The organism is Alteromonas sp. 009811495 (assembly GCF_028865455.1).
Classification (GTDB): domain Bacteria; phylum Pseudomonadota; class Gammaproteobacteria; order Enterobacterales; family Alteromonadaceae; genus Alteromonas.
This window is the reverse complement of sequence record NZ_CP113972.1, coordinates 2,323,892-2,349,464: the sequence shown is the minus strand read 5'-3', so window position 1 is coordinate 2,349,464 and position 25,573 is coordinate 2,323,892. Positions and strand designations below refer to the sequence as shown.

Here is a 25,573-nt window from a genome sequence, read left to right as displayed (position 1 = left end):
TTATCATAAGTTTATTGTTACGCACCACTAACAATAACTGCACTTCGCAACAAGATGGAGCCGACATGGAGATAGTGATAGACCCAGCGCAGTTGTGGCAACAACTCATTGCATTTGCCAATGAGTATAAGCTGCTCACATCTTTGGTGCTTTTGGTGATTCTTCACTACATCAAGAAAGGCATTTTGCGCCTAATCAAACGGCGAAGTTCTCGTCGCGGTGAAGATCGCCGCAATCAAATAAATATCCTCGAACAGCTCGGCAACGCATTCATTATTATTCTGTTAATGATGGTGTGGTCGTCAGAAATTCAAACCTTAGCTATCTCTATTGCGGCGTTCATGGTAGCAATTGTACTGGCTACCAGAGAATTTATTCAGTGCTTTATGGGGTTCATTTACTATTTGGGGGCAAGGCCGTTTAGGGTAGGTGATTGGATCCAAATGAACAACGTAATTGGTGAAGTGGTTGAAATGGATTGGGCCAAAACTGCGTTGCTAGAAGTTGATGCAGAGACATTCAATTACACGGGTAAGCACGTTTATGTGCCAAATAGCCAATTGGTGACCCAGACCGTAAGAAACTTAAACTTTATGCGTCGCTACCGATTACATTCGTTTGAAATTGTGAACGAGCCAACCGTTAATGCTTATAGCTTGTTACCTGCCTTCCATGCAAGAGCACAAGCCCATTGTGAGTATTTTCGTGATGTGGCAGAGCGCTATAAAGGCTTGATAGAACGCCACTTAGAACAAGAATTTATCAGAATTGATCCTGAAGTTGAAATAAAGACCAACGAACTTGCCAAAGTGGTAGTTAAAGTTAGTCTGTTTTGCCCAACTGCTGAGGCTCACGAGTTAGAGCACAAAATGTGTTCCGATTGGCTAAGTTTATGGTTTAAAGCCATGAAAGAAGAGCAAAAGCAGATTGAATTGCAACAGGGTGATCAATCAGCAGCACAACTTCCACAAAGTGTTACAACCAGCAATAGTGCCCTTTAAACATTGCAGGCCCAGCGGCGATTGCTGGTAAAGTGACTTTGTAAAAATGCCATTTGATCAGCCAGTATTCGCCTGTTCATAAGGTAAAAGCGTTCATAAACGTTGGGTCTAAATGGTACGGCAAGCAAAGGCATGTTTGCTTCTTCTGGGGTTTTCGCGCCTTTGGCGTGATTACAGCGCTGACAAGCCGTTGCTACATTCGTCCACGTATCTTTGCCACCTCGAGAGCGGGGAATAATGTGGTCGCGAGTAAGTTGTTTGGGAGTGAATTGTTGGCCACAGTACAAACAAAGGTAACTGTCTCTTCGAAACAGATATCGATTGGTAAGTGCCACTTTGCCAGAAAGGTCAGTTACCTTGCCGTCGCATGCGATTATGCTAGACAGTGTAAGTTGGCTTTGAAGGCCCTGATGATTCCAGCCACCTTTTAAGGTAATTGCATCACTGCCTAGCTCAAATAATACCTTATCTTGGCTGTAGAGCTTTGCAGCTTGTTCAACATCTATCCACTCTTGTGGCATGCCTGCTTTATTTAATCGAAGTACCAACATGGTAACCCCCTTAGCACACTTATTTTTAGACGTTCTTTTTGAATTGTTTTCGCTTTTGTTTACTTGTGAAAAGTGAAGACGACTTGTTTCCTTTTTGTTCTAGCATACGCTTTTTTGTGTCAGTATGATGAAAATATAGTCAATAATTGAAATTTCACAGATATTTCATATAGTCATGGTGCGATAGAGCATTACGATAAAACACCCAATAACACGACAAATTCTTCGCGGGGCTGCATTTGACCATGGTATTAATTCCACTTCATGGCTATACTATGCGCCGCGTTTAAAAGCGATAAATAAAGATTGAAATTAAAGGACAAATAGTGACTCCTATTACTAAATCATTTCAGTATGGACAGCATACTGTAACTCTAGAGACGGGTGTAATTGCTCGTCAGGCAACAGCTGCGGTTCTTGCGAGCATGGACGACACGTCTGTACTGGTAACAGTAGTTGGTAAAAAAGAAGCCAAAGCAGACCAAGACTTCTTCCCACTAACTGTTAACTACCAAGAAAAAGCGTACGCAGCGGGTAAAATCCCAGGTGGTTTTTTCAAGCGTGAAGGTCGTCCATCTGAAGGCGAAACCTTGATTGCACGTCTTATCGACCGTCCAATCCGCCCATTATTCCCAGAAGGTTTCAAAAACGAAGTACAGGTTGTTGTTACTGTAATGTCTGCTAACCCAGATATCCCTACAGACATCATCTCTATGATTGGTACTTCTGCAGCCCTCGCTATCTCTGGTATTCCATTTAACGGCCCAATTGGTGCGGCACGTGTTGGTTTCAGCAACGGCGAATACATTCTAAATACACGCAACGAAGAGCAAGCTGAAAGCGAACTTGATCTTGTTGTTGCGGGTACAGAAGGCGCAGTATTAATGGTTGAATCAGAAGCTAGCGTGCTTTCTGAAGATACTATGCTAGGTGCGGTTATGTTCGGTCACGAGCAAATGCAAACAGTAGTTAACGCGGTTAACGAATTTGCGGCCGAAGTTGGCACTGAGAAGTGGGACTGGGCACCAGAAGCAGAAAACACTGCACTTAAAGACAAAGTTAAAGCACTAGCTGAAGCAGAAATGACTGCGGCTTACCAGATTTCTGACAAGTTAGAGCGTAAAGACGCGGTAACTGCAGCAACTGAAAAAGCACTTGAAGCTATCCTTGCTGAAGACGAAGAACAAGACAAGAAAGAAGTTCTAGACCTTCTTCACGAACTTGAGTCTGACGTTGTACGTTCACGCATTCTATCTGGCGCGCCACGTATTGATGGTCGTGACCCAGCAATGATTCGTGCACTAGACGTAGCGACAGGTATTCTTCCGCGTACTCACGGTTCTGCACTATTCACTCGTGGTGAAACGCAGGCACTTGTAGCTGCTACGCTTGGTACAGAGCGTGACGCACAAATGATTGACGAGCTTCAAGGTAAGCGCGACAGCCGTTTCATGCTTCACTACAACTTCCCTCCATACTGTGTTGGTGAAACCGGTATGATTGGTTCACCTAAGCGTCGTGAAATTGGTCACGGTCGTCTAGCGAAGCGTGGTATTCAAGCAGTAATGCCAAGTGAAGAAGAATTCCCGTATGTAGTTCGCGTGGTTTCTGAAATCACAGAATCAAACGGTTCATCATCAATGGCCTCTGTTTGTGGTACTTCACTAGCGCTTATGGATGCAGGTGTACCAATTAAAGCGTCTGTTGCGGGTATCGCAATGGGTCTTGTTAAGAGCGACGACAATTTTGTTGTACTTTCAGACATCCTTGGTGACGAAGATCACCTTGGCGACATGGACTTTAAAGTAGCAGGTACTACCGAAGGTATTACTGCACTTCAAATGGACATTAAGATTGAAGGTATTACTAAAGAAATCATGCAAATTGCGCTTAAACAAGCAAAAGAAGCACGTTTGCACATTCTTAAGACCATGGACGAAGCGATTGGCGGTCACCGTGAAGAGCTAAGTGAATTTGCTCCACGCATCTACACAATGAAGATTGACCAAGACAAGATCCGTGATGTTATCGGTAAAGGCGGCGCAATGATCCGTCAAATTACTGAAGAGTCTGACACTAACATTGAGATTGAAGACGACGGTACTATCAAAATCTTCGCGACAGAGCGTGCGAAAGCAGACATCGCTATTAGCAAGATTGAGCAAGTAACGGCTGAAATTGAAGTAGGTAAGACTTACAACGGTAAGATTACACGTATTGTAGACTTCGGTGCGTTTGTAGAAGTACTTCCAGGTAAAGAAGGTCTTGTTCACATTTCACAAATCGCTCACGAGCGTGTGAACAAAGTAACCGACTACCTAGAAGAAGGCCAAATGGTTGACGTTAAGGTTATGGAAATTGATCGCCAAAACCGTGTACGTCTAAGCATTAAAGAGCTTCTAGAAAAGCCTGCGCCTAAGTCTGAAGACGCAGAATAGTAGCCATTAGGTTTCAAACCTAATTAGTTATGTTTAAGTAAAAAGGGAGCTTAGCTCCCTTTTTTCGTTTTTGGGTTTAAAGAAATAATAACGGGTTGGGTTTTACCCGTTTACCCACACATTTAAGCCATAACGAAAGCGCTTTTTAGAGGTAATTGATAATGGATAAGCAAACGCAAACTGAAGTAGAAGCAGCGGTATTCCGCCGATTAGTAGAGCACTTAGACGCGAACAAAGACGTTCAGAACATTGACCTGATGATTTTGGCCGACTTCTGCCGTAACTGCTTGGCCAAATGGTATTCAGCAGCTGCAAGCGAGCAGGGCGCTGACATTGACTACGAAGCGGCACGCGAAGTGGTATACAAAATGCCGTATTCAGAATGGAAAGAAAAGCACCAGCTTCCTGCCACAGACGAGCAGCTTGAAAAGCTTGCTGCCAGACAGAAAAAGTAACAGTTGCTATGTGTTTAAGAAGCCAGCGAAAGCTGGCTTTTTTGTGTTTGGCTGCGTGAAATACACCAAAATCACCTGCACACCGATTTGGTGTTTTTAAAATATGAGCGAAAAACGACAACACGGTTTTTTCTTTATTTCTCTTTTGGTTGTGGTTTAAAGTAGTGAGCAATAAAGTGAACAAATACCCTAAAGTGGTGTGGATTAGCATGACGGTTTGGGGACGAGTAAGTTGTTATATGCCATGGAAAAATTAGAATTAAGGCCTCTTTTTGGGTTTGGTCAAATCAAGCTCGGTGTCCAAAGAAATGATATCCATGAATTACTAGGGCCACCGAATGATTTCAATGAAAATACTGACTATTACTCAAATTCTTCAATTCAAATACATTATTCAGAGAATGGATTAGTAGAATTCATAGAGCTGGCTTCGGACCAAAATGTGGTTTGGGATGGCATAAGTATTTTTTCTACTCCGGTGGAAGAACTAGTCAAAGAGTTGTCAAAGAAAACCAAACAGTCAACAAACGAATCCGAGCTCGGATACACTTTTACTTATCCAGAATATGAGCTCTGTTTTTGGCGGCCAACACAACCAGACAAGGAAGAGCCAAATGAAGGGAAATATTTTGAGTCAGTTGGTCTTGGTAGCAAAGGTTATTTCAGCAGTGGCATATAACAAAAAAATAAAGTCACTCACTTCGTTCGCTGGGACGCATACACGTGGGCTGCTTCGCATTATAGCCCACGCGTCTGCGCCCCTTATTTAAAAGTTATGCGTCAAGGACACTTCTATGAGTAACCATGCTCAATATGGATTTATAGCCATCCTTCTAGGTTTATTAATGTGTTTCGCGTACCTTTCTTTTATGCCAAAAGAAAAAGCACTCGTAGTGAATACAGTTAATCATGACCGGGTTATTTGTGGATTAGCCACATGTGGTCACCATGCGATTATTTTAAAATCTAACACAGTGGTTAATTTAAACGGCGAAGACATTTTACTAAGCGAATTCATTTCTCGCTTGGGTAAAGGACTGGACCAATGTGAGGCTAGAACGCTATTTATAACAGCAAATCCGGACTTAGACAGCGGGTTGGTAAGCGAGCTCTCAAACTTAATCACCGCTAAGATTCCAGACATCAAAATTGGCTGGGGCAGCAATGACGCATAACAAACAAATAAAGTCACTCGCTGTCGCTCGTTGGGACGCTAACACGCAGGGCCGCTTCGCTATTATGCCCTACGTGCCAGCGCCCCTTATTTAAAAGTTATATGCCATTATGAATCAGCATTTTGAAAACGGCCTTTCAAAGGAAGTTCACCCGTTAGTTAAAGTGACAGTGTCTATTGTTTTATGTGCACTTGGTTGTCTGTGTTCGATTCTATGGATCATCACTAATAACCCTATATTAGGGCTCGTCGGCCTGCTATCCGGCATACCGTGCATCATCATGGGAGTTGCGCTGTTATTAGGTCGGGTAAAACAAACTAAGTTATCTCCTAATGGCTTAAGAGTATTCGGGCTTATTCTATTTATTGGTGGCGTAATCGGTGTTTATAAGCATCAACCATATGCTTCTATACTTATTGTACTTGCCATAAGCTGTTTTAAAATCGCAAAGCAACCAGCGAGTGTAAATGGCATATAACAAAAAAATTAAGTCACTCACTGCGCTCGCTGGGACGCATACACGTGGGCTGCTTCGCATTTTAGCCCACATGTCTGCGCCCCTTATTTAAAAGTTATACACCACCCATTTTTTAGTAAAAATCAGGCCAAAGTTCAGCGCTTTTTTACAACGGCTTTAGGGGTTCGTTTTAGTTTTTGGTTAGCATCAAAGGTAACTTGAAAGCCCTGCTTTTCAACTCAAGCCGCCCTCTTCTTTGGCAGCAAGTAAAAGCTAAAAACGTTGGTTGTTTTATTCAGTACTTTTACTCTATTTTCTTCAACATGCTGGCAGTTAAGAAACGGTTTGTGTATAACAAAAAAATTAAGTCGTGCGCTGGCGCGCACTGGGACGCATACACGTGGGCGGCTTCGCCATTATCGCCCACGCGTATGCGCCCCTTATTTAAAAGTTATATTTCACGAAACATAGGTAATAAACTTGAGCCTTAAAGGTTATAAAGTAGCTGCTGGATTAGTATCGATAATTTTGATATTTGTATTATTGATAGCGCCTATTTTTATCTATGCGTTTCTCATGGGTTTAACTTGGGATGACAATTCACCTCTGCCAGACTGGTTAATGTGGTTTATCATACTGGGTGGTGTTGCTGGGACAGCGTTACTTGTTCCTATTCATCGTTTCATTATTTGTAAAGTCGGAGGTTACCCAAAGCATTCCGCCAAGATAAATTGGTAAACTATGCAGGTGAAATATAACAAACAAATTATGTCACTCGCTGCCGCTCGCTGGGACGCAAACATGTGCGCGGCTTCGCCATTTTTGCACACATGTCTGCGCCCCATATTTGGAAGTTATATGCCAAAGGAATACGGACATTATCTGGTTTAAAAAACTCAAAAGCCCTCACGTGCCTTTAGGCATTCCAATAGAAGATGGATTGGCTATATTAAAAAAGATTGGCAGCCCCGTCTTTTTTGAGTCCGAAGAGGAAAGGCAATATAAATTTTCAAATGCAGCTTACAATGTAGCTATTTATGAAACGGATGGCATTGTTTCAAGTGCTTGGTACGACGATCCCATTGGAAGGTCTTGGAACCTTGGGAGACAGAAAAAAGTAAATCTATACCTTTCTCGCTACGACAATATCAGTAACTGGGAAGCTAGGCTCAATAATGGATATATTCAGTTCTATTTTAACGATACGCTTGGATTGAGCATGTCTTATGGATTACACAAAGATGTCATCAGGTTTAATAAACAAGGCATATAACAACCCAATAAACTCACTCACTACGTTCGCTGGGGCGCATACACGTGGGGCGGCTGCGCCATTATGCCCCACATGTCTGCGCCCGTTATTGGAAAGTTATACGCCATGAAAAAGATAGTGCTACTTTCAAATAAAAAGTATTCAGCAGAAAGTGAGGATTTTCTACTTTCTTTAATAAACCAGGGTTGTGAGTTAATTTGCTTCGTAGGTTTAGATTGTGAAAGTTGGGAAGAAGCCATGGATGAGTTGGCAATTGGAGATGGGAGTAATCCCAAGTATATTACAACAACAAGTCATCCAGCAGAGTCATTAGATGAAGTCATAAATATGGCAGAACACATGAAAACTGGTGGCTCTAACAATATTAATGTGGTTGAGGTGTAAGCGTATAACAAGCGCATTAACCACTCGCTGCGCTCGCTGGGGACAAAAACACGTAGGCTCAGTCGCTTCGCTCCAATTTTAGCCTACGTATTTTTGCCCGTTATGCGGGTGTTATACGTCGAACAGGCATCAAGGATGATTTTTAATAAATTTATGAGAGTATTCAAAGAAACGAAAGGGATGCCAAAGTTATTCCGGTTTCAGCATATGCTCAACTCAATTACATACTCACTAATGGTGTTATTTGCTTTTTGGCCTTGGCCAAACGGAGAGTATTCGTTGAATGGACGCAGCCTTACTTACCAAGAATTTTGGTTAACAGGTATGGCGCCCGGCTTTCTGCTATTTAGCATATTAATCATTGCAATTTGCTTCGCTTCAGTGAATAGACACTGGGCTGGCCGCGTTGGTACTTTTTTATATTGGGCATCTATTATTGCCTTCATGTCTTTTTATTCTTTAATTGGGGTTGTAATAGGCGGGGCAATTATTGCTGTTTGGGCTTACTATGTGTTCTATAGCACTGGCATGAGGCAGTTTTTTGTTCAGTCAAACGTATAACAAACAAATTATGGCACTCGCTGCCGCTCGCTGGGACACAAACACGTGCGCGGCTTCGCCATTATTGCACACGTGTTTGCGCCCCATATTTGGAAGTTAGCTTCCAAGGAGGACATAGAGAATATGAAGTTTTCACTATACACATTCATTGCCATAGCTCTATGCTGTAACAGCGCTTTAGCGAAAACAAGTCAGCTGTTTTTCCTCCAGCAATTGGAGCCTGGCCACATTGTCTACGCATCTCTTATGTCCAATGGTGAATCTGCAATTGCTAATATTGCAGGATTGGGTGCCTCGAATATTAAAAAAGATATTGAGATTGATCAGGTCTTATTTAGTAAATTATGGAACATCGCCTCTTCGAAGGAATTCTCTGGCTATTTATATGAGAAAGGTAGTGTTGACGATTTAGCTAACCCAAGTTTCTACACAATCAGCCTGCGAGTTGATAGCTCTGATAAAACTTATTTTAGAATACCTATAAATGATACTTCTGAATCTGCGAGAATCTTGGTATCTGCAATACAAGGACTAATTGGGTCAGGAAGCTAACAAACCAAGTAAGCGGGACAATTACACGTGGGCTCCCGTCACTTCGTTCCGTATTATAGCCCTCGTGTAATTGCCCCTTCTTGGGGTGTTATGTATCGTGCAAAAAAATGAACATCGTTACTAATACAGACAAAAAGATAGTCCATTTTATTGTTAGGATATGGCTACTCTTGGGCTATGTTTTTGTTGGACATGGGCTTTACAGAGCTTATTCAGAGGGTTTTGTAATAACCAAATCAGGTCGCGCTTATTTGACTGATGACCCCGTTACGTTTTGGCTAATTGTTGGCCTACAAATCGTTTTAATCTTGGGGTTTACATTTTATTTTTTCAGAAAGCCAGACCTCGAGGCAATGGGCAAAGATTGATGTATCAGACATCGATACATAACAAGCCAATCAACACACTCACTGCGTTCGCTGGGACGCATACACGCGGGGCGGCTTCGCCATTATGCCCCACATGTCTGCGCCCGTTATTGGAAAGTTATGCACTCAAGGATTCCTTACATAGTGAAACCCGAAATTGCTATTTTTCTTTTCGTCTTTTCTAGCTTATCTTGTGCTACAGAGGTTATTTGGAGCGAAGATAAAAAGGCTTTAGCCTTCTGTGATAAAAAGGAAAATAAGACTCAATGCTTCGTAGTTTGCAACAATCAAGCTACAAACGTTAGCGATGTTGAGCTTAGTAATTTAGGTAAAATTGGCAAATACAATTACGAGAGAGTAATTACTCTTCCATACAAATGGGAATCAAATGATACTACTAGCTGCATGTTTTTATTTGAGACCCAAGCTTGGTTTAACAATCAACGACTCTCAGCAAAAGAGCCTGTATGGGTTAGCGATGGCAGTTATCGTGGTAGGTAACGTGCATAACAAAACGCTGTTGGCGCTCCCTTCGGTCACTGGGACGCTAACACGGGGCCGCTTCGCGATTATAGCCCCATGTTAGCGCCCCAAAGCTTAGCGTTATGTGCCAAGTTTTTTGTTTAGCCACTTAAATAGAAAGTTCTTATTGTTTATTACAAGGAAAGTAACATGCGAAAGATAGTCAATGTTTCAAAGAAAAAGAGCTGGTTCTCTGCCGAGCCTGATTTGGAGCTCTTAAATCAACAGATTGAAGAAATTGAGAAAGAGGGATGGAAAGTAATTTCTATCGCAACTAACTGTAATTTATTTGGCGCTATAAGTTCTTATTCACTTCTTTTGGAATATTCGGCTTGATGGCACATAACAAACAAATAAAGTCGTTCCCGTTGGTCACTGGGACGCATACATGTGGGCTGCTTCGCATTCTAGCCCACGCGTATGCGCCCCTTATTTAAAAGTTATGCGTCAAGGACACTTCTATGAGTAACCATGCTCAATATGGATTTATAGCCATCCTTCTAGGTTTATTAATGTGTTTCGCGTACCTTTCTTTTATGCCAAAAGAAAAAGCACTCGTAGTGAATACAGTTAATCATGACCGGGTTATTTGTGGATTAGCCACATGTGGTCACCATGCGATTATTTTAAAATCTAACACAGTGGTTAATTTAAACGGCGAAGACATTTTACTAAGCGAATTCATTTCTCGCTTGGGTAAAGGACTGGACCAATGTGAGGCTAGAACGCTATTTATAGCAGCAAATCCGGACTTAGACAGCGGGTTGGTAATCGAGCTCTCAAACTTAATCACCGCTAAGATTCCAGACATCAAGATTGGCTGGGGCAGCAATGACGCATAACAAACAAATAAAGTCACTCGCTGTCGCTCGTTGGGACGCTAACACGCAGGGCCGCTTCGCTATTATGCCCTACGCGCCAGCGCCCCTTATTTAAAAGTTATATGCTTCTAGGAAATTGAAAAAGGAATTTTAATGAATAAACAAAGCAACGCCTTTCATCCAGTCACTAAGGCATTCGCACTGCTAGGTGCGTTTATTTGTGGCTTTTTTGCAGTGACACAATTTATTTCAAGCTTATTTGCGTTACCAGACATAATTGCTGTATTGCTTGGCTGTGCTAAAGCAGTTTTAATTGCACTACTCGCTTTGGTTTTTTGGAATGCAGGCAAACATAGTAAAAACCCTTTTCAAATAAACCCATTCAATGGGCCAAAATAACGGGCACTGAATTCAAGCTTGTTTATGCACGCATATAACAAACAAATAAAGTCACTCGCTGTCGCTCGTTGGGACGCATACACGTGGGCTGCTTCGCATTATAGCCCACATGTCTGCGCCCCTTATTTAAAAGTTATACACCACCCATTATTTAGTAATAATCAGGCTAAAGTTCAGCACTTTTTTACAACAGCTTTAGGGGTTCGTTTTAGTTTTTGGTCAGCATCGAAGGAAGCTTGAAAACTCCGCTTTTCAACTCAAGCCGCCCTCTTCTTTGGCAGCAAGTAAAAGTCATAAACGGAGGTTGTTCTGTTCGGTTCTTTTACCCTATTTTCTTCAACATGCTGGCAGTTAAGAAACGGTTTGTGTATAACAAAAAAATTAAGTCGCCTGCTAGCGCAGGCTGGGACGCATACACGTGGGCTGCTTCGCATTATAGCCCACGCGTCTGCGCCCCTTATTTAAAAGTTATGTGCTAAAGGGATTCTTACACCATGAGTTTTAAAAGCTGGAAAACAGGTTTTTGGATTTGCTTAGGCCTATTGTTGTTTTCAAATGGCTATTGGTTCTTGGCGGTTGTTGACCAAGCAATAACTAATAAATATACATCAATGGAACTCTACTCTCAGGAAAAAGCTGTAACTGAGCTAGGAAAACTCATTGTCACTGGAATAGAGTCCAAGTCTAAAAAGGATGTTATTTTCCTTTTGCGTCAAGCAAATCCAGACGCATTTATCGTGGACGGCGAGGATGTTATCAGCTACCAAAATATAAGTTTTTACTTTAAAAATGATAAGCTTGTAAGTATTGGTGAGCCACGCACATAACAAACAACTGTAGCCGTTCGCTGGCGCTCACTGGGACAATAACACGCAGGCTCAGTCGCTTCGCTCCGATTTTAGCCTGCGTGTTATTGCCCCTAAGTTGGGCGTTATATGCTAATTTGAAACGATGAGATATTTCTTCCTTTCATTACTGAATTTTGTAGTCTTGTGCCTTTCGGTAGCAGGTTTGCTCTCGACGTGTATGTGGGGGTGCCCAAACACCGGAATTCAACTCCAGTTTAAATTAGCTACACTTCTACTTTTTATCAGTCAAATGGGCATTGCCGTTTTATGGCTTATGCGTAAAGCAGAGAACAAGGAAGTAAAAACATAGGGCTTATCATGCACGCATATAACAAACAAATTATGGCACTCGCTGTCGCTCGCTGGGACGCAAACACGTGCGCGGCTTCGCCATTATTGCACACGTGTTTGCGCCCCATATTTGGAAGTTATATGCCATGGAAAAATTAGAATTAAGGCCTCTTTTTGGGTTTGGTCAAATCAAGCTCGGTATCCAAAGAAATGATATCCATGAGTTACTAGGGCCACCGAATGATTTCAATGAGAATACTGACTATTACTCAAATTCTTCAATTCAAATACATTATTCAGAGAATGGAGTAGTAGAATTCATAGAGCTGGCTTCGGACCAAAATGTGGTTTGGGATGGCATAAGTATTTTTTCTACTCCGGTTGTAGAACTAGTCAAAGAGTTGTCAAAGAAAACCAAACAGTCAACAAACGAATCCGAGCTCGGATACACTTTTACTTATCCAGAATATGAGCTCTGTTTTTGGCGGCCAACACAACCAGACGAGGAAGATCCAAATGAAGGGAAATATTTTGAGTCAGTTGGTCTTGGTAGCAAAGGTTATTTCAGCAGTGGCATATAACAAAAAAATAAAGTCACTCACTTCGTTCGCTGGGACGCATACACGTGGGCTGCTTCGCATTATAGCCCACATGCCTGCGCCCCTTATTTAAAAGTTATACGCTTCGGTAATCTTATGCTTTGGTTTTGTTATCTGTATACCCTCTTTTTGATGTTCGCCGTCTACCATGGAATCAAGGATGAAATCGAGTCCAAAAGAAAACACATCGCAGTTGCCTGCCTTACTTCCGGAATAATAGCGATCTACAGCGTTATTACCTTTTCCAAGGTTGTGCCCCAAATATTTAACATGCATTTCTTTTTCGCAATATTAACACTTGGCTTTATTATCGACTTCTTTACCCTCCACGCTGACATGTCTAGAGCTAAATCAAATCCAGACCCAGAATTAACCGATTCTCAGAACAAGCTAGCTCGATACTTTGGCCTAATGGTTGGGTCCCTTACATTTATTCCTGCTTATGCCATGGGTTACAGTTCTTTCTTTTAATCAACTTAACGCGTATAACAAAACACTAAAGGCACTCGCGTTGCTCGCTGGGACGCTAACACATGGGCTGCGTCACTTCGTTCCTTATTTTAGCCCATGTGTTATCGCCCCTTAGTGGGGTGTTATGTTCAATCAAGGATGACTTAAATTCAGAATATGAAAAAGATAGCCTTAAATTTTGTGATATTGGCCTTAAGCGTTCTGCTTGCATACTTCTGCCTTGAATCCACTGGAAATAATGAAGAGTATTTTTCAAGACGTAACTCTCCGACAACCATACTCATCATTTCGTTGGTAGCAGCCAGTTGGTCCGCATTTAGCGTGGCAACAAATCTGTTTAGTGTATTTCTGCCCGAGTCAAATTGGTTAAACACAGAGCTTGCAGAGTTACTAAGACTATCAAAAGGTCGGCAGCCGTATTTGAAAGCAGTAGGATATGTTTTTCTTGGCGCATTTATTATCTTTGCTTCGGCTCCATTTATGGACGATAGCGACTCATTGTTTACAAATCAGTATTTGGCTCTGGCCGGCGTCCTGATGGTTGGAGTAGTTTGCTTTATCTGGGGTTTGCTAATAGCCTTTTTAACGTCAATAAGGTTACCCGATGAAGATTGAACATAACAAACAAATTATGTCGCCCGCCAGGGCGGGCTGGGACGCAAACACGCAGGCAGCTTCGCCATTATCGCCTGCGCGCCCGCACCCCATATTTGGGTGTTATGTTGCAGGAGTAACATGGAAAGCAAATTAGTTGTTTCATCAATATGGGAAGATGAGGATTTATTCGAGATCAGAATTTCAGGAAGTAATGGCACTTTTGCTGGTAAAGCCGATTGCTATACAAATCGCAATGAAATTGAAAAGCTAGGGATGGTTATGGAAAGATTTCCCTCATCTGTATCGGATACCTTCGAATACACAACAAGTCCAAAACCTGATATTTCCTATTTTTCTGTTTCGGGATTTTGTGTTGATAGCGCAGGCCATACGCTTCTTTCAGTTACCATCGCCCATATCGAAATGTTTACGAACACAAGAAATGAAGACTATAGGGTTAACTTTGATTTAAAAGTGGAGCCTCACGCAATAAATATGTTCGGTAAGCAGTTACAACGCATCGCAACGGAACCATTGGCAAAATCTGAGGCGATTTTAAGAAATGCAACATAACAAAGCGCTTAAATCGCAATTGCCTGCGGCAATCGCTGGGACGCAAACGCAATGCGGCTTCGCCATTTTCGCATTGCATTTACGCCCCTTAGCTTAGTTACATGGACTCCCCCTTTGTCAAGCAAATACAATAATTCACAACAGTGGATCTAACAGCAGCTCTACATTCGGCGATTACTAGTTTTGTTGCACTATCGCCCTGATGATGTTCGCATAGATATCGATCTCATTCGTTAGCCGATCTATTTGATCAAAAAGCTAATCAGATTCTTGATATCTCCGGTTTGACCGTATTGTCATCTATTGCCTTTGCTGAGACTCGGCAGGTTAACCTCTTTAATAGTTTACTTGATAGTCTTTTCCAGACGTTAAAAGTGCCCAGACTAAACGTGCATTCTTTGCAGCCAAAGCGACACAAGCTCGACCAAAACCCCGTCGTTCAACCAAATCTTTAACCCATAGACTGGTTTTATCCGTTTTGTTTTTACTTGCAGCGATTACTGAACGAGCACCATGAATAAGTAAGGTTCGTAAATATTTATCTCCGCGCTTGGATATCCGGCCTAATCGTATATGACCACCTGTTGTATATTGCCTAGGTACAAGGCCCAGCCACGCACTAAATTGTCGTGCATTATTGAATTGTTTTGCGTCACTTACGCTAGCTACAATGGCGGTAGAACTCAATTCACCAATACCCGGTATCGTCATAATGCGCTTTGCTTCTGTAGAGTGGTTTGCCAGTTTATATAAACGGCGGTCATAGCTGAGTATTTCGTCGTTCAAACTGACAATGCTTTCCCATACTTGCGCTATCAGTTCACGTACTAAGTCGGGCAATCCATTTTCGCCATCTTCCAAAATACCTTGGATGGCTTTTTGACCTGGATAGCGCCCTTTTGGAGTTGCCAGCCCAAATTCTTCAAGTAAGCCTCGGATTCGGTTTAGTCGAGCTGTTCGGTCTTTAATGAGCCCTTGTCGGATGCGATGAATGCACAGAACAGCCTGTTGTTCTTCACACTTGATTGTGACAAAGCGCGTTTTAGGTCGGGTTACCGCTTCGCAAATAGCTTCTGCATCGTTGGCGTCATTTTTTTCATTTTGACGATAAGGAGAGACAAATTTAGGCGCCATGATTCGAACAGTATGGCCTAGCTTGCTCATTTCCCGTGCCCAATAATGCGCACCTGAGCAGGCCTCAACACCAATGATGCAAGGTGGTAAAACGGCGATGGTTTGCAATAACTTATGTCGTTTTACTGTTTTTTTGAAGACAGGCTTGTCATGGTTATCCACGCCATGGATACTAAAACTATATTTGGCTAAATCAATGCCAAGGACTTTAATAGACATATGGACTCTCCACTTATACTTTGAAATCTTGCAATTTCACTATGGCACATCGATGCCGATTTAGGGTGGGGAGTCCATATCATTCGTTAGGCGCACATGAAAACAATTGTTAATCCTTTGACTCCTGGTGACGTTATAAGAACCCATCCGCAAAAAGGTTTTTGGGGATGTGCTGTTGTTTTAACTGCTCGGGATAGTACTGAAGATCTTCATCCTTGTTGTCATATTGCAACTTTGGAGCTTATACGCAAGCGAAAATATTCATGGAAAAGTGTAACACCTGCCGACTTGAAAATTGTAAATTTAACTCGAAGTGTCAGAGTCGCACCCCATGAGTACATTGAAAAGCGGACATTACATTTAAGTATCGGGATTTATACTCTCAAGAAGCTTGATGGATTGGATATTATTGCTCGCATTGACCCTCAACAAGTTTACTCTAAACCGCTTACGTTTGAGGTTGGGGATGGAAGTAACGGTACATTTCCATTATGTGGCCCTGTTAAAGGGTTCACGGGTAATGATGCAGTAGTTAACTGGCGCAAACTCTATGATCGAGACAAGTTTGAACTTGAAGCAATAGAAAGTAAGCAACAGTTTGAAGTTATGGAGCATAAAAGGCTTTCAGCTCAAAGAGAAAAACGTAAATCGAGCAAGTGCACCCAACAAACGCCTAAACCACAGTACGCAAAACAGTAGGCTTGCGCTTCTTCGTCGCTTTTTTTCCCAACTATTTTTCGCCGTTTATTAAGGCGTTAGGCATAAAAACATGGCATCACCTGAGAAAAAGCACCTCGAAAATGTTTTGAAGCCTTATATGAAAGAAAAGGGTTTCAAAAAGAAAGGCGGTACATGGTGTAAAGATGTTGGCGATTTCCTACAAGTGGTAAATATCCAAGGGTCTCCATATTCAAAAATGTTTTACATTAACCTTGCTGTTTATATAAAAGCACTCGGCAATAACGTTTGGCCAGCAGAACACGATTGCCACATCCGAATTCGGCTAAATTCGTTTTGCTTAGAGCAAGGTGTAACTGAGCTATTGAATTACGAGGATTACGGGTTTGATGGTCAGCCCCGTGAAAAATTGTTAGAAATATTGGAAAGTGATGGTCTGCCTTGGCTTGATAAATGCTCAAGCTTCAAAGGGGCAAAAAGAGAATACGTTTTACCCAACAGGGTTATGACTAAACATAAACGAGAGGCATTGGATGAATACTTTAACTAACAAAGCCAATATTCAACATCACATTTTTCTAAACTCACTCTTTTATACAGCAATATCTTTAACATCTGGCATTTCGCACAGGGTTGTTTTATCTTAAATTCAATAATTTAAACAAGCTGACTAATTGGCTAGCGGTGGCAGCAAAGCTGCGTACTTTCAGTTGTACGCCTAAAAAAACGCTGTTGGCACTCCCTTCGGTCGCTGGGACGCTTCGCGATTATAACCCCATGTTAGCGCCCCAAAGCTTAGCGTTATGCGCTAGAAGGATATTTATGCAAATAGAATCGGCTGACTCAGCTTCATGGAACATAGCAGAGGGACAACGAAATGAACAACCAATTCTAGTTCGCTACAGGCCGGATTTGGATTACTTATTCGGTAACGAGAAATATACTAAGCGATTGACCATTTTCTGGGATTACACCCAACAAGACTCAAGCGGGCTTCCAAGTTCGAGCCAAATGGATAGTATGCGAGACTTTGAAGATACTGTTGTGAATACTCTCGATTATGATCGTTTAGCAATTTTCGTTTTCAGTTATACACATTCTGGTACGCGTGAATGGCATTTCTATGTTTCTGACATCGCAGTGGTTGGTTCAAGAATAAATGAGGCACTATCTTCATTTTCTATGCTGCCCATCGAGCTGCAAGTTGTTGACGACCCTTCTTGGGAAAAGTTAAATGAGGTATACGCGTACTGTATGCAAGAACGCGCATAACAAAAAACTGTTGGCGCTCGCTGGCGCTCAGTGGGGTTTTAGGTGTTTCTACGACCATGGACCAGATAGATTTAAAGGAATCATTAAAAAAGCATTTGTTGCTGTTCGATCGTCCTCTGTTTTTTATATCAGAGGATATGCTGATGTTTTTTTTATTTAAGGTGTTATCAATATATTGGGCTTTTTCATTAGTTTTGCTCGTTGTTGCATATTTTGATTTGGTGGCCGATACACACGTTTGGAATGCCACCAATTTAATTCTATCTATTGGACTAACGCTCTATTTAGTGTTCACAGAACTGAGATTAGAGAAATCCTCATTGACAGTATCCGAAGTATCAGACGAATACTTTCATCTGCTGCTTGAATCTAAAGGATGGCGCTTGGAACATGAGGGTGATTTTGTGTACGCGCAACTACCTTATGGCAGATTAGCTCATCACCTTTACGTTCTAATTAAAGGCGATAAAGTATTTATTAATGTTCTTTGTAGTGGGCCTTTTCTCTTAGATAAATTGCAGAAAAACAAAATACTTAAGGTTATAAAAGGCTATATGGATTTTGTGAGGAGATATGATGAAACGCCGCGTAATTCAGAAAACAGCTTAAAAGATGTTTAACACGTTCCCTTCGGTCACTGTCACAGTAACGCAGCGGTGCTTCGCGATTATGCCGCTACTTAACTGCCGCTACTTGACTGCCGTTAGTTTAGCGTAAGGCATCGTTTTGAAATCACTTATCCTTTTCTTTCCTATTTTACTCGCTGGTTGCTCTAAGCAAGTCTTACCTTCGGGTTCATATGAGTTAAACTTTGTATCTTCCGTGTGGAAACAATCAGAATCTGCCAAATGGAGAGAAGGAAAAGAATCAGTCAGACAACAGATGCTTGGAAGCCTTATAAATGAAAATCTAGCCGGCAAAAGCAGAGAGCAAATAATTAATTTGCTAGGTTCGCCCTCTACAAAAATGGACCCTGACGGAGAAGGTCCGAGTTTGTCCTACCCAACGGGCCCGCAAAGAGATAGTTACTTTGGTGTTGACTACGAATGGCTAATAATTCAATTTGATTCTAAAAATAACTATAAAAGCTATTATCTGGCATCTGATTAAGATGCCGAACGATACGCTTGAGTCGCAAACCGTTGGTGCGACTTGCTTGGACACAAGTATTCAGGCTGCTTCGCATTTTAGCCTACATGTTTCTGCCCCTGTTATTGGAAAGTTATATGCCTGTGCAAAGATTACTTCTTCTTTTTATCTTGGCGTGCTCGTCGTACTTTACACAAGCAGATCAAGTTATCTATGAGCTTGGTTCTTATCGGGATAAATCGCTACTTACTTATTCTGAAAGCTCGCTAAAACTCACTACTATCAAAGATGGAAGTGAATCAGTTCTTTGTTCTAGTGTAATTTCAGAAGATACGCTTGCTCACTCATCAGAGTTTTTCAAAGAGGCGGGTATCATTAGCTGGGAACCAACGTATTTTTCGGAAAGTAAAATGGATGGCGTAGTATTTAAACTATCGGTCGAAATTAATAACGTTAGTATTTCAAGTATGGGGCATTTAGACAGTGCCCCAAAAAAACACTGGCAACTAGTGCGGTATTTTAATCAATTATTGGTTGTAAATAGCTGCTCAAAAAGCATATAACAATCAAAATAAGTCTTGCGCCAGAGCGCACTGGACCACAATCACGCGGGCGGCTTCGCAATTTTCGTCCACGTGTCTGCGCCCCTTAAATTGACGTTAGCTGCCTTCTTCGAGTAAACAAGAGTGGTAGCGTTCTACATTGGGCTATGGCAGCCCTTATGAATACGAAACGGCGTACGCTTAACGTGAATATCCACTTTTAGTGGGGAAGACCAATTTCTCGAAAAGTATGCGTAAAATTTTAGTTGGAATTTTATTATCAATAAGCTGGAATACTATGGCTTCTTATAGTCTATATATTGAGCGCGATAACCAGATTTCTGTAAGTGAATGGTTAACGATTTGCGAAAGCGATTCTTCATTAACAGTGCAGCACGTTGCTAAAGCAATGAACCCGGAAACGGGTAAAACGCTTGAAATCCAAACTCCAAATGGTTGCGTTTGGACTAGTCCAATTTTACGTAAAAAATATTATTTCACTTTCTCAAACGGCAGCATTACTTTAGGTAGCGATAAGGCCCAAATAGGGAAAGCCAAAAAGTTAGCTAAATTACTTGGGGCCAGACTTGTAGGGGATGAGGGTGAAGAGTATTAGAAACATAATAAGCCAAGCAAGAGGGACATTTACATGTGGGCTATTTACTGGCGTTTCCTGCTCGCGGTCATTATTGTATTTTTGCTAACAGCTTCAGCAGTTAATTTTCTGCCGATTTTACAGTCAGTGCCCAATCCTCGTTTTCATCCATCTGTTTTCTGGTTGGTAGCTAGTGCAATCGCAATGGCAAGTTCCCAGCTCACTTCACACGGGTTAATCTTCGTATTTTTCGGTAAGCGCATGGAGATGAGTCCGGTGTTCTGGGGGCGTTTGACCAGCTATTTCTTTGGTTTGTTCGCGTCTCTTGCAGCATTGACACTGTTTGCTCAAGCTGTATTACCCCCGATATTTTGGGCAGCCTACAAGCTATATTTTCAGCCTATAGTGTTGATTTTAGCCTCGTTAGTAGCTGGTAGTTTTATACTACATCAGGTAAAACATAATAATCTGATGTAGTCGCTCGCTGGGACGCAAATACATGGGCTGCGTCACTTCGTTACTAATTCTAGCCCATGTGTTATCGCCCCTAAACAGGGCTTTGTGTAGCCAAATGAATCCGAGAATATTTGTAGATAATTTAAAAAATGCTTGTTCTGATATTGATCCACAATGGCAGGAGCATTTGGATTTCTGGGAAGGTGAAGAACCTGGCTACTACAACGAAATCAGTGTCATCGTTCATTATATTGTGAGCAAACACAAAGCTTCTGATTTTCGCGATTTTGAAGATATAGCAAAGATTATTGATTTAGGTTTGAAATCTAAAAATGATGAAACTTCTGAACTTGCATTAATTGGTGTCCTTGAGGGTATATTGTTCGTTGGGTCTCATGATGATATTAGACCTGAACACCACAAAAACTGGTTGAGTCAATTAGCTTACAAAGAACTTGTTGAACTTGATAATGCATTTGAAAAACTGCACGAAAAGCTACTTAAAAAGTCAATGTGGAAATGGACTTTTATACGTTGGCTTTCCTCACTGCGTTCGAAATTTTAGCCAACTTTTAAAAGCCTATAATTGAGGCGTTATAAGAAACGGAACATATGAAGCAAATTTTCATTATTTTAATCTTTCCAATATTGACTAGCTGCCAAGTAATTGGAACTGGAACCCAAGTAATTACGGGCAGTATTGGGTGTAGTGTTAACAGTGATTCAGCAGCATCTTTAGATATTGGGTCTGTTAAAAATATTTCGATCGAATTTTCTTTAATTGACGATGGCAACACAATCGATTTAAGTGACACAGCTTCTTGTAGGTATCAGGGCAATATGTGTGCAGGAGGTCAATGGTATCAAGTGTGGTATGGTGATCAATCCATTCAACCGCGTGAGTTTAAGCTATCAGACGGAAACAAAATCACATATTGGCCTCATGGCTTTTGCATTGATATAGATAACTTCGAAAAAAACTGTGCAAATGGTGACTGTGACCCAAATAATCATTTTTCTCTTAACTTAAAGTTTAATAATGAAGTGGCCGAGATACGTAGAAAGCAAGACTTAGACTGGACTAAGGGTGAATTCAGCGACTTTGACAAAGTTAATGGAGAAGAATTAGTTCAATACGGCTACGATGTTCGTAACTATTTCATCAAATACGGTGATGTTGTTTATAACAACTAAATAAACAAGGACTAAAAACAGTTGGCTTTTGCTCATTTGTCGCTAATTGTAGCCGACAATTTTACCTCTTAACGAGGCGTTACACTTTGAAGGACTATTATGTTTAAGAAGCTTTTAAAAGGAATTGGAGTAGTACTCCTTAGTCTAGTAGGCATCATTATTGTTATTGCAGCTTGGTCTGGTTACAAATCATCGCAATACGAAGGCACTGCTATTCCGTATATGGACAAAGCTATTCCCGAGTTATCTAAGTGGGAATTAGATAATTTCAAGAAATACCTAACCCCTTCAGTGATGGAAGAGCTCAACGAGAAAGATTTAAAAACGCTAATCAAAGGCTTATCAAAAATGGGAGAGCTTGTAGAGGTGGGTGACTATCAATTTAACACTGTTACCTCTAGAGCACTAACTTCAGGCGGATCGGGAACGTTTGTCACTTACATCGTGCCTGCAAAGTATGAAAACGGAGAAGCCACTTTAACAATCACGTTGAAAGAAGAGGGAGAATCATTTTCCGTTTATCATTTCAATCTAAACTCGTTAGCGTTGTTTGAATAACGTGTACAACAAATCGCTCAAGTCACTCCCTCCGGTCGTTGGCAGCAAAGCATATGGCGCCTTCGGTATTTAGCTTAAAGTTATGCAATAAGGAAAGTTATGAAATATTTGTTGTTTTTAGCGGGGATGATTGCTGCGTTATCAAGTTGCTCGTCAACGACTAACGTACCAACTTATTCTCAAGACGAATTAATTGTGGGTGTATGGCACCTAAAAGACTATGGAACCGGAAATTATAGTTATAGCCAACTTGGTTTCACTACTAATGGGCGTAAATGTGTAATAGCAGTGACAATGAACAACCTTGGCGAAGCTAAATTCGACTATTACGACAACACATGGAAAATTCAAGATGGTGTATTACTGAGCAAAGTTGGCAATAGTCCTTCAAGTTCTTTACCCAAAGGGTATCTAATCAAAGATAACATCAAACTCCTAAATCAAAATGAGTTTATTGTAAAAATGGAAAGCGAGTATGGTTTTGAATCCCCACTAGAAAAACATCAAAAGTTGCATGGCGTTTCGCCAGAGAGAATTTGTGAAATTGTAGACAACTATGCGCGCTTTATAAGTAATAATACTTAACAAGGCCCTTAACACAATCGTCAGCATTCTTCATTGGGCTATGTCAGCCTATATGAATACGAAACGGCGTACGCTTAACATGGATGTCCACTTTTTTGGGGTAAGACCAGTCTGTATGATTCAGTTTGTAGTTTTTTGGATATGGATTTTTTTACTAACTATTCTCGGTTCGTGGTTATTCGAACTGTCATTTGCTGTAAGTTTTGCATTTGTGACAATATTAATTTTCTTCGGTCATCTGGTAACACTAGATGAGGATTTAAAGGGAGGTTGGAGCAATCCTGACGGTGATACAAAGATTAGGAATACTTCGCTAACTGAACTGGCTGCAAAGTTAATTTTTTCGATAGTTGTATGGTATGTAGTAATCGCTTTTCCAGAGCTTTCGGTGTATGGCATATAACAAGGCGCTCTCCTCGCTCGTTGTGACGCATATACAAGGACTACTTCGCCATTTTAGCCCACGTGTCTGCGCTCCTCATTTAAACGTTAAGTGTACCTATGACATCATGCCCTCATTGCAATAAAAAAATGAAGATGCTAGATATACTGGGCATGGATAATTGGAAGCCTACAGCTTGCAGTTATTGCAATAAACTCAGTATGGCCACTGATAAATCTCTTATTTTATGGTTTATCATATTTTTGGCATCGATCGGTTCGGTTTTTTATTCGTTATCAGCGTTTGTAGAAATAGACATAATTCTAGCAGTGCCGGTAGTACTGTTAGTTTGGCCTTTAACATTTTCATTGATAGTCAAAGCAAAAAAGTATCGCAAGAGAAGGTATTGGTTGCCCAAAAGTAGGCTACTAGGGTATTTCGTTTATCTTGGTGTGCCTATATTTGTAATTATTTTGGCGCTCGCGATGGCTATACATTTTGAGTTTGGTATGTGAAACCATTTACAAACCACTCAAGGCTCTCGCTATGCTCGCTGGGCTACTAAAACAATGGGCTGTGTCACTTTTTTCAAATTTTAGTCCATGTATTATCGCCTCTTCGCGAGCAATTAGCTGCCACCCGACCATTGCACAATTTATTGTACAACTCTAAATATTTAACTATACTTGTTCAATATATTGTACATATAGGTGATTAATGAAAGTTGTATCATTTACTGAAGCGAGAAATGGTCTTAAGAGTGTTCTGGATAGCGTAGTTAATGACGCGGATACTACCGTAATTACCAGACGTGATTCCGAAGACGCAGTTGTAATGTCGTTAGACTACTACAACAGCCTTATGGAGACCGTTCATCTATTGCGCTCACCAGCCAATGCTGAACATTTAAACCACTCAATATCTCAATACAAACAGGGTCAATTAAAAACGAGAGAACTCTTAGATGACTGAACGCTTACTTTCCTGGACGGATGCAGCGTGGAGTGATTACGTTTATTGGCAAACTCAAGATAAGAAAACTCTTAAACGGATAAACAAATTAATTGTGGAGACTAAGCGTTCACCATTCGAGGGGATAGGCAAACCTGAAGCATTGAAAGAGAATTTGAGTGGTTTCTGGTCACGTAGAATAGATGTAACTAATCGTCTGGTTTATGCAGTTGACGACAACGCTTTAATAATTATTTCATGCCGCTACCACTACTAAACACTATACGTTTAATGGCAGAGAGCAAGGTCCTTAAGTCGCAATCCTCTGTGTGGCAGCTAGAACAAAAACACAATGCGGCGTTACCATCACACGCATTGTAATCTTGCGCTTAGCTTAGAGTTAGCTTCACTCAAGGAATTTTTAAACAATGAAGTTTCTATTTACTATATTTACTTTTCTTGCCGCATCATTTGCCGTAGCAGATAGCTGGCCATTACCAAGTGAAATGGCGTCAGCAAGTCCAAACTCAAAATATGTGGTGCGAGTTGTCCCTCCGGAGTTGAATTCAGGAAAAGAGCCTGTTGCTGTGTTGTATACGTTTGATGGTATAAGTTACTTAGAGTCATCGAGCTTTTCTCTGAAGAATGAAATTGCTCCAGTGTTTATTCTCATTACAAACAAAGGATATCTTTTCACTTTCGATAACTGGCATGAAATGGGGCATGGTGAACACGTTGTAGCTATTTATTCTCCAAATGGCGAACTTGAGAAAACCTATACGCTCAAACAACTATATAGTGACTCAGATTATGAAAAAGTTATTTTAAATAGAAGTGTATCTTCTATTAGATGGCGCTGTTCTAATTCTCGGCCATGGACTCACTATAATTCAGTATTTGTGCGAGACACAATTGGTGGTAGTTTCGTTTTTAATTTAAAGGGCAGCTTTTCATATAGCAGCGAAGGTGGTTGTGAAAAACGGTAACGCTAACAAATTTGGAAATCTTACTTCCTCCGGTTGTAATATAGGGTACACGCAGAGCGGTTTCGTTATCTTGCGCAATGCATCCCTCATGTAGAAGCTAGGTCTCAATGTCAAAACTTAAAATCTCAGTCCTAATACTTATTTGTGGCCTAGCGGGGTCTATCTGGATTCAAATTCAAATTGATGCTGAGGTTCCTAGATTAGAAGAGTATTCAGTAGTCTCAAGTTATAAACCTGTGACGTACAAAACTTGGCAAAATGGCGGTAAGCCTAGTTACGAAATAACGTCCTTCACCATATCGAACGTAGAGTTTGTCATTACAGACAACAACCCATTCTATAGTCGTGTTTTATCAGCATTGAACGCTGGAGGTAACCTCCGCGTTTGGTTCAAACCTACAAATGATTCAACAATAATTTATCAACTCTCACAAAATAACAAAATAGTGGCACCATTTGATAAATTGGTTCATATCAATGGATATTCTGGTGGTGGAGTGTCGGTAATTCCAATTTTACTTGCAATAGTATTTGTATTTTCGTGGTATCGTAAAAGTGGCCTTTAAAAATTAAGACCGCCCGCTACGCTGGCTTAG

General features: G+C 41.1%; 39 protein-coding genes. 36 read left to right on the top strand and 3 right to left on the bottom strand.

The window, feature by feature from the left end; all coding sequences use genetic code 11:
* The first annotated feature begins 65 nt into the window (after window positions 1–65).
* On the top strand, window positions 66–1,001 hold the full coding sequence (locus OZ660_RS10795) for a mechanosensitive ion channel family protein (protein WP_226433709.1): 936 nt from the start codon (window positions 66–68) through the stop codon (window positions 999–1,001).
* Here the strand turns inward: OZ660_RS10795 and OZ660_RS10790 are convergent.
* Window positions 998–1,552, bottom strand: coding sequence for an HNH endonuclease (locus OZ660_RS10790; protein WP_274740897.1), 555 nt, complete (start codon window positions 1,550–1,552; stop codon window positions 998–1,000). The genes OZ660_RS10795 and OZ660_RS10790 overlap by 4 nt on opposite strands.
* Window positions 1,553–1,878: 326 nt before the next feature.
* On the opposite strand from OZ660_RS10790, the gene pnp reads away from it, so the two are divergent.
* The 15 genes from pnp to OZ660_RS10715 all read left to right on the top strand — a co-directional run bounded on the left by pnp (window position 1,879) and on the right by OZ660_RS10715 (window position 12,677).
* Complete coding sequence (pnp, locus tag OZ660_RS10785) at window positions 1,879–3,990, top strand: polyribonucleotide nucleotidyltransferase (protein WP_274740895.1); 2,112 nt, start codon at window positions 1,879–1,881, stop codon at window positions 3,988–3,990.
* 161 nt (window positions 3,991–4,151) lie between these two features.
* Window positions 4,152–4,445 carry a DUF1244 domain-containing protein gene (locus OZ660_RS10780; protein WP_061485818.1) on the top strand — a complete coding sequence of 98 codons (294 nt, stop codon included), beginning with the start codon at window positions 4,152–4,154 and terminating at the stop codon, window positions 4,443–4,445.
* A 244-nt stretch (window positions 4,446–4,689) separates the two neighbouring features.
* On the top strand, window positions 4,690–5,124 hold the full coding sequence (locus tag OZ660_RS10775; RefSeq protein ID WP_274740894.1) for a hypothetical protein: 435 nt from the start codon (window positions 4,690–4,692) through the stop codon (window positions 5,122–5,124).
* A 115-nt stretch (window positions 5,125–5,239) separates the two neighbouring features.
* Window positions 5,240–5,620: a hypothetical protein gene (locus tag OZ660_RS10770; RefSeq protein WP_274740893.1), complete on the top strand. Its 381-nt coding sequence runs from the start codon at window positions 5,240–5,242 to the stop codon at window positions 5,618–5,620.
* A 109-nt stretch (window positions 5,621–5,729) separates the two neighbouring features.
* A complete protein-coding gene (locus OZ660_RS10765) occupies window positions 5,730–6,098 on the top strand; it encodes a hypothetical protein (RefSeq protein ID WP_274740892.1) in 369 nt (122 codons plus the stop codon).
* An 889-nt stretch (window positions 6,099–6,987) separates the two neighbouring features.
* Complete coding sequence (locus OZ660_RS10760; protein ID WP_274740891.1) at window positions 6,988–7,350, top strand: hypothetical protein; 363 nt, start codon at window positions 6,988–6,990, stop codon at window positions 7,348–7,350.
* A 105-nt stretch (window positions 7,351–7,455) separates the two neighbouring features.
* Window positions 7,456–7,734 carry a DUF7684 family protein gene (locus OZ660_RS10755; RefSeq protein ID WP_274740890.1) on the top strand — a complete coding sequence of 93 codons (279 nt, stop codon included), beginning with the start codon at window positions 7,456–7,458 and terminating at the stop codon, window positions 7,732–7,734.
* A gap of 135 nt (window positions 7,735–7,869) precedes the next feature.
* Complete coding sequence (locus tag OZ660_RS10750) at window positions 7,870–8,295, top strand: hypothetical protein (RefSeq protein WP_274740889.1); 426 nt, start codon at window positions 7,870–7,872, stop codon at window positions 8,293–8,295.
* Window positions 8,296–8,418: 123 nt separating this feature from the next.
* Entirely contained in the window at window positions 8,419–8,847 is a 429-nt protein-coding gene (locus OZ660_RS10745) for a hypothetical protein (protein WP_274740888.1), read from the top strand.
* Window positions 8,848–9,359: 512 nt separating this feature from the next.
* Window positions 9,360–9,716, top strand: a complete 357-nt coding sequence (locus OZ660_RS10740) for a hypothetical protein (RefSeq protein ID WP_274740887.1) — start codon at window positions 9,360–9,362, stop codon at window positions 9,714–9,716.
* A gap of 171 nt (window positions 9,717–9,887) precedes the next feature.
* The gene (locus tag OZ660_RS10735; protein ID WP_274740886.1) at window positions 9,888–10,073 is read left to right on the top strand and encodes a hypothetical protein; all 186 of its coding nucleotides are present in this window, start codon (window positions 9,888–9,890) and stop codon (window positions 10,071–10,073) included.
* A gap of 125 nt (window positions 10,074–10,198) precedes the next feature.
* A complete protein-coding gene (locus OZ660_RS10730; RefSeq protein WP_274740885.1) occupies window positions 10,199–10,579 on the top strand; it encodes a hypothetical protein in 381 nt (126 codons plus the stop codon).
* Window positions 10,580–10,711: 132 nt separating this feature from the next.
* Window positions 10,712–10,957: a hypothetical protein gene (locus OZ660_RS10725; RefSeq protein ID WP_274740884.1), complete on the top strand. Its 246-nt coding sequence runs from the start codon at window positions 10,712–10,714 to the stop codon at window positions 10,955–10,957.
* Window positions 10,958–11,451: 494 nt separating this feature from the next.
* Entirely contained in the window at window positions 11,452–11,784 is a 333-nt protein-coding gene (locus OZ660_RS10720; RefSeq protein WP_274740883.1) for an Imm58 family immunity protein, read from the top strand.
* Window positions 11,785–12,242: 458 nt separating this feature from the next.
* Window positions 12,243–12,677 carry a hypothetical protein gene (locus OZ660_RS10715; RefSeq protein WP_274740882.1) on the top strand — a complete coding sequence of 145 codons (435 nt, stop codon included), beginning with the start codon at window positions 12,243–12,245 and terminating at the stop codon, window positions 12,675–12,677.
* Between the two features lie 87 nt (window positions 12,678–12,764).
* On the opposite strand, the gene OZ660_RS10710 is transcribed toward OZ660_RS10715, so the two are convergent.
* Window positions 12,765–12,971 (bottom strand): hypothetical protein, encoded by a 207-nt coding sequence (locus OZ660_RS10710; RefSeq protein ID WP_274740881.1) that lies wholly within the window; start codon window positions 12,969–12,971, stop codon window positions 12,765–12,767.
* Between OZ660_RS10710 and OZ660_RS10705 the strand changes: the two genes are divergently transcribed.
* The 3 genes from OZ660_RS10705 to OZ660_RS10695 all read left to right on the top strand — a co-directional run bounded on the left by OZ660_RS10705 (window position 12,966) and on the right by OZ660_RS10695 (window position 14,336).
* Entirely contained in the window at window positions 12,966–13,166 is a 201-nt protein-coding gene (locus OZ660_RS10705; RefSeq protein WP_274740880.1) for a hypothetical protein, read from the top strand. The genes OZ660_RS10710 and OZ660_RS10705 overlap by 6 nt on opposite strands.
* A 156-nt stretch (window positions 13,167–13,322) precedes the next feature.
* The gene (locus tag OZ660_RS10700; protein ID WP_274740879.1) at window positions 13,323–13,781 is read left to right on the top strand and encodes a hypothetical protein; all 459 of its coding nucleotides are present in this window, start codon (window positions 13,323–13,325) and stop codon (window positions 13,779–13,781) included.
* 120 nt (window positions 13,782–13,901) lie between these two features.
* Window positions 13,902–14,336: a hypothetical protein gene (locus tag OZ660_RS10695; RefSeq protein WP_274740878.1), complete on the top strand. Its 435-nt coding sequence runs from the start codon at window positions 13,902–13,904 to the stop codon at window positions 14,334–14,336.
* Between the two features lie 336 nt (window positions 14,337–14,672).
* On the opposite strand, the gene OZ660_RS10690 is transcribed toward OZ660_RS10695, so the two are convergent.
* Window positions 14,673–15,689 carry an IS110 family transposase gene (locus tag OZ660_RS10690; RefSeq protein ID WP_274740877.1) on the bottom strand — a complete coding sequence of 339 codons (1,017 nt, stop codon included), beginning with the start codon at window positions 15,687–15,689 and terminating at the stop codon, window positions 14,673–14,675.
* A gap of 96 nt (window positions 15,690–15,785) precedes the next feature.
* On the opposite strand from OZ660_RS10690, the gene OZ660_RS10685 reads away from it, so the two are divergent.
* From OZ660_RS10685 to OZ660_RS10605, 17 genes are all read left to right on the top strand, one after another.
* Entirely contained in the window at window positions 15,786–16,388 is a 603-nt protein-coding gene (locus OZ660_RS10685; RefSeq protein WP_274740876.1) for a hypothetical protein, read from the top strand.
* Window positions 16,389–16,458: 70 nt separating this feature from the next.
* Entirely contained in the window at window positions 16,459–16,917 is a 459-nt protein-coding gene (locus OZ660_RS10680) for a DUF4304 domain-containing protein (RefSeq protein ID WP_274740875.1), read from the top strand.
* A gap of 272 nt (window positions 16,918–17,189) precedes the next feature.
* Window positions 17,190–17,639: a DUF695 domain-containing protein gene (locus OZ660_RS10675; RefSeq protein ID WP_274740874.1), complete on the top strand. Its 450-nt coding sequence runs from the start codon at window positions 17,190–17,192 to the stop codon at window positions 17,637–17,639.
* Between the two features lie 56 nt (window positions 17,640–17,695).
* Window positions 17,696–18,259, top strand: a complete 564-nt coding sequence (locus OZ660_RS10670; RefSeq protein WP_274740873.1) for a hypothetical protein — start codon at window positions 17,696–17,698, stop codon at window positions 18,257–18,259.
* Between the two features lie 106 nt (window positions 18,260–18,365).
* Window positions 18,366–18,749, top strand: coding sequence for a hypothetical protein (locus tag OZ660_RS10665; RefSeq protein WP_274740872.1), 384 nt, complete (start codon window positions 18,366–18,368; stop codon window positions 18,747–18,749).
* Window positions 18,750–18,865: 116 nt separating this feature from the next.
* A complete protein-coding gene (locus tag OZ660_RS10660; protein WP_274740871.1) occupies window positions 18,866–19,291 on the top strand; it encodes a hypothetical protein in 426 nt (141 codons plus the stop codon).
* 229 nt (window positions 19,292–19,520) lie between these two features.
* The gene (locus OZ660_RS10655) at window positions 19,521–19,886 is read left to right on the top strand and encodes a hypothetical protein (protein WP_274740870.1); all 366 of its coding nucleotides are present in this window, start codon (window positions 19,521–19,523) and stop codon (window positions 19,884–19,886) included.
* A 33-nt stretch (window positions 19,887–19,919) separates the two neighbouring features.
* Window positions 19,920–20,342 carry a septation protein IspZ gene (locus tag OZ660_RS10650; protein WP_274740869.1) on the top strand — a complete coding sequence of 141 codons (423 nt, stop codon included), beginning with the start codon at window positions 19,920–19,922 and terminating at the stop codon, window positions 20,340–20,342.
* Between the two features lie 94 nt (window positions 20,343–20,436).
* Entirely contained in the window at window positions 20,437–20,886 is a 450-nt protein-coding gene (locus OZ660_RS10645) for a DUF7674 family protein (protein ID WP_274740868.1), read from the top strand.
* 47 nt (window positions 20,887–20,933) lie between these two features.
* Entirely contained in the window at window positions 20,934–21,515 is a 582-nt protein-coding gene (locus tag OZ660_RS10640) for a hypothetical protein (RefSeq protein ID WP_274740867.1), read from the top strand.
* A gap of 99 nt (window positions 21,516–21,614) precedes the next feature.
* On the top strand, window positions 21,615–22,073 hold the full coding sequence (locus OZ660_RS10635; protein ID WP_274740866.1) for a DUF3887 domain-containing protein: 459 nt from the start codon (window positions 21,615–21,617) through the stop codon (window positions 22,071–22,073).
* A 99-nt stretch (window positions 22,074–22,172) separates the two neighbouring features.
* On the top strand, window positions 22,173–22,658 hold the full coding sequence (locus OZ660_RS10630) for a hypothetical protein (protein ID WP_274740865.1): 486 nt from the start codon (window positions 22,173–22,175) through the stop codon (window positions 22,656–22,658).
* Between the two features lie 115 nt (window positions 22,659–22,773).
* Window positions 22,774–23,061, top strand: a complete 288-nt coding sequence (locus OZ660_RS10625; RefSeq protein ID WP_274740864.1) for a hypothetical protein — start codon at window positions 22,774–22,776, stop codon at window positions 23,059–23,061.
* A gap of 696 nt (window positions 23,062–23,757) precedes the next feature.
* Entirely contained in the window at window positions 23,758–24,012 is a 255-nt protein-coding gene (locus OZ660_RS10620; RefSeq protein ID WP_274740863.1) for a type II toxin-antitoxin system Phd/YefM family antitoxin, read from the top strand.
* The gene (locus OZ660_RS10615) at window positions 24,005–24,268 is read left to right on the top strand and encodes a Txe/YoeB family addiction module toxin (RefSeq protein ID WP_274740862.1); all 264 of its coding nucleotides are present in this window, start codon (window positions 24,005–24,007) and stop codon (window positions 24,266–24,268) included. The genes OZ660_RS10620 and OZ660_RS10615 overlap by 8 nt, the downstream gene beginning before the upstream one ends.
* A gap of 151 nt (window positions 24,269–24,419) precedes the next feature.
* Window positions 24,420–24,977, top strand: coding sequence for a hypothetical protein (locus OZ660_RS10610; RefSeq protein WP_274740861.1), 558 nt, complete (start codon window positions 24,420–24,422; stop codon window positions 24,975–24,977).
* 107 nt (window positions 24,978–25,084) lie between these two features.
* Window positions 25,085–25,543 (top strand): hypothetical protein, encoded by a 459-nt coding sequence (locus OZ660_RS10605; protein ID WP_274740860.1) that lies wholly within the window; start codon window positions 25,085–25,087, stop codon window positions 25,541–25,543.
* Window positions 25,544–25,573: the final 30 nt, after the last annotated feature.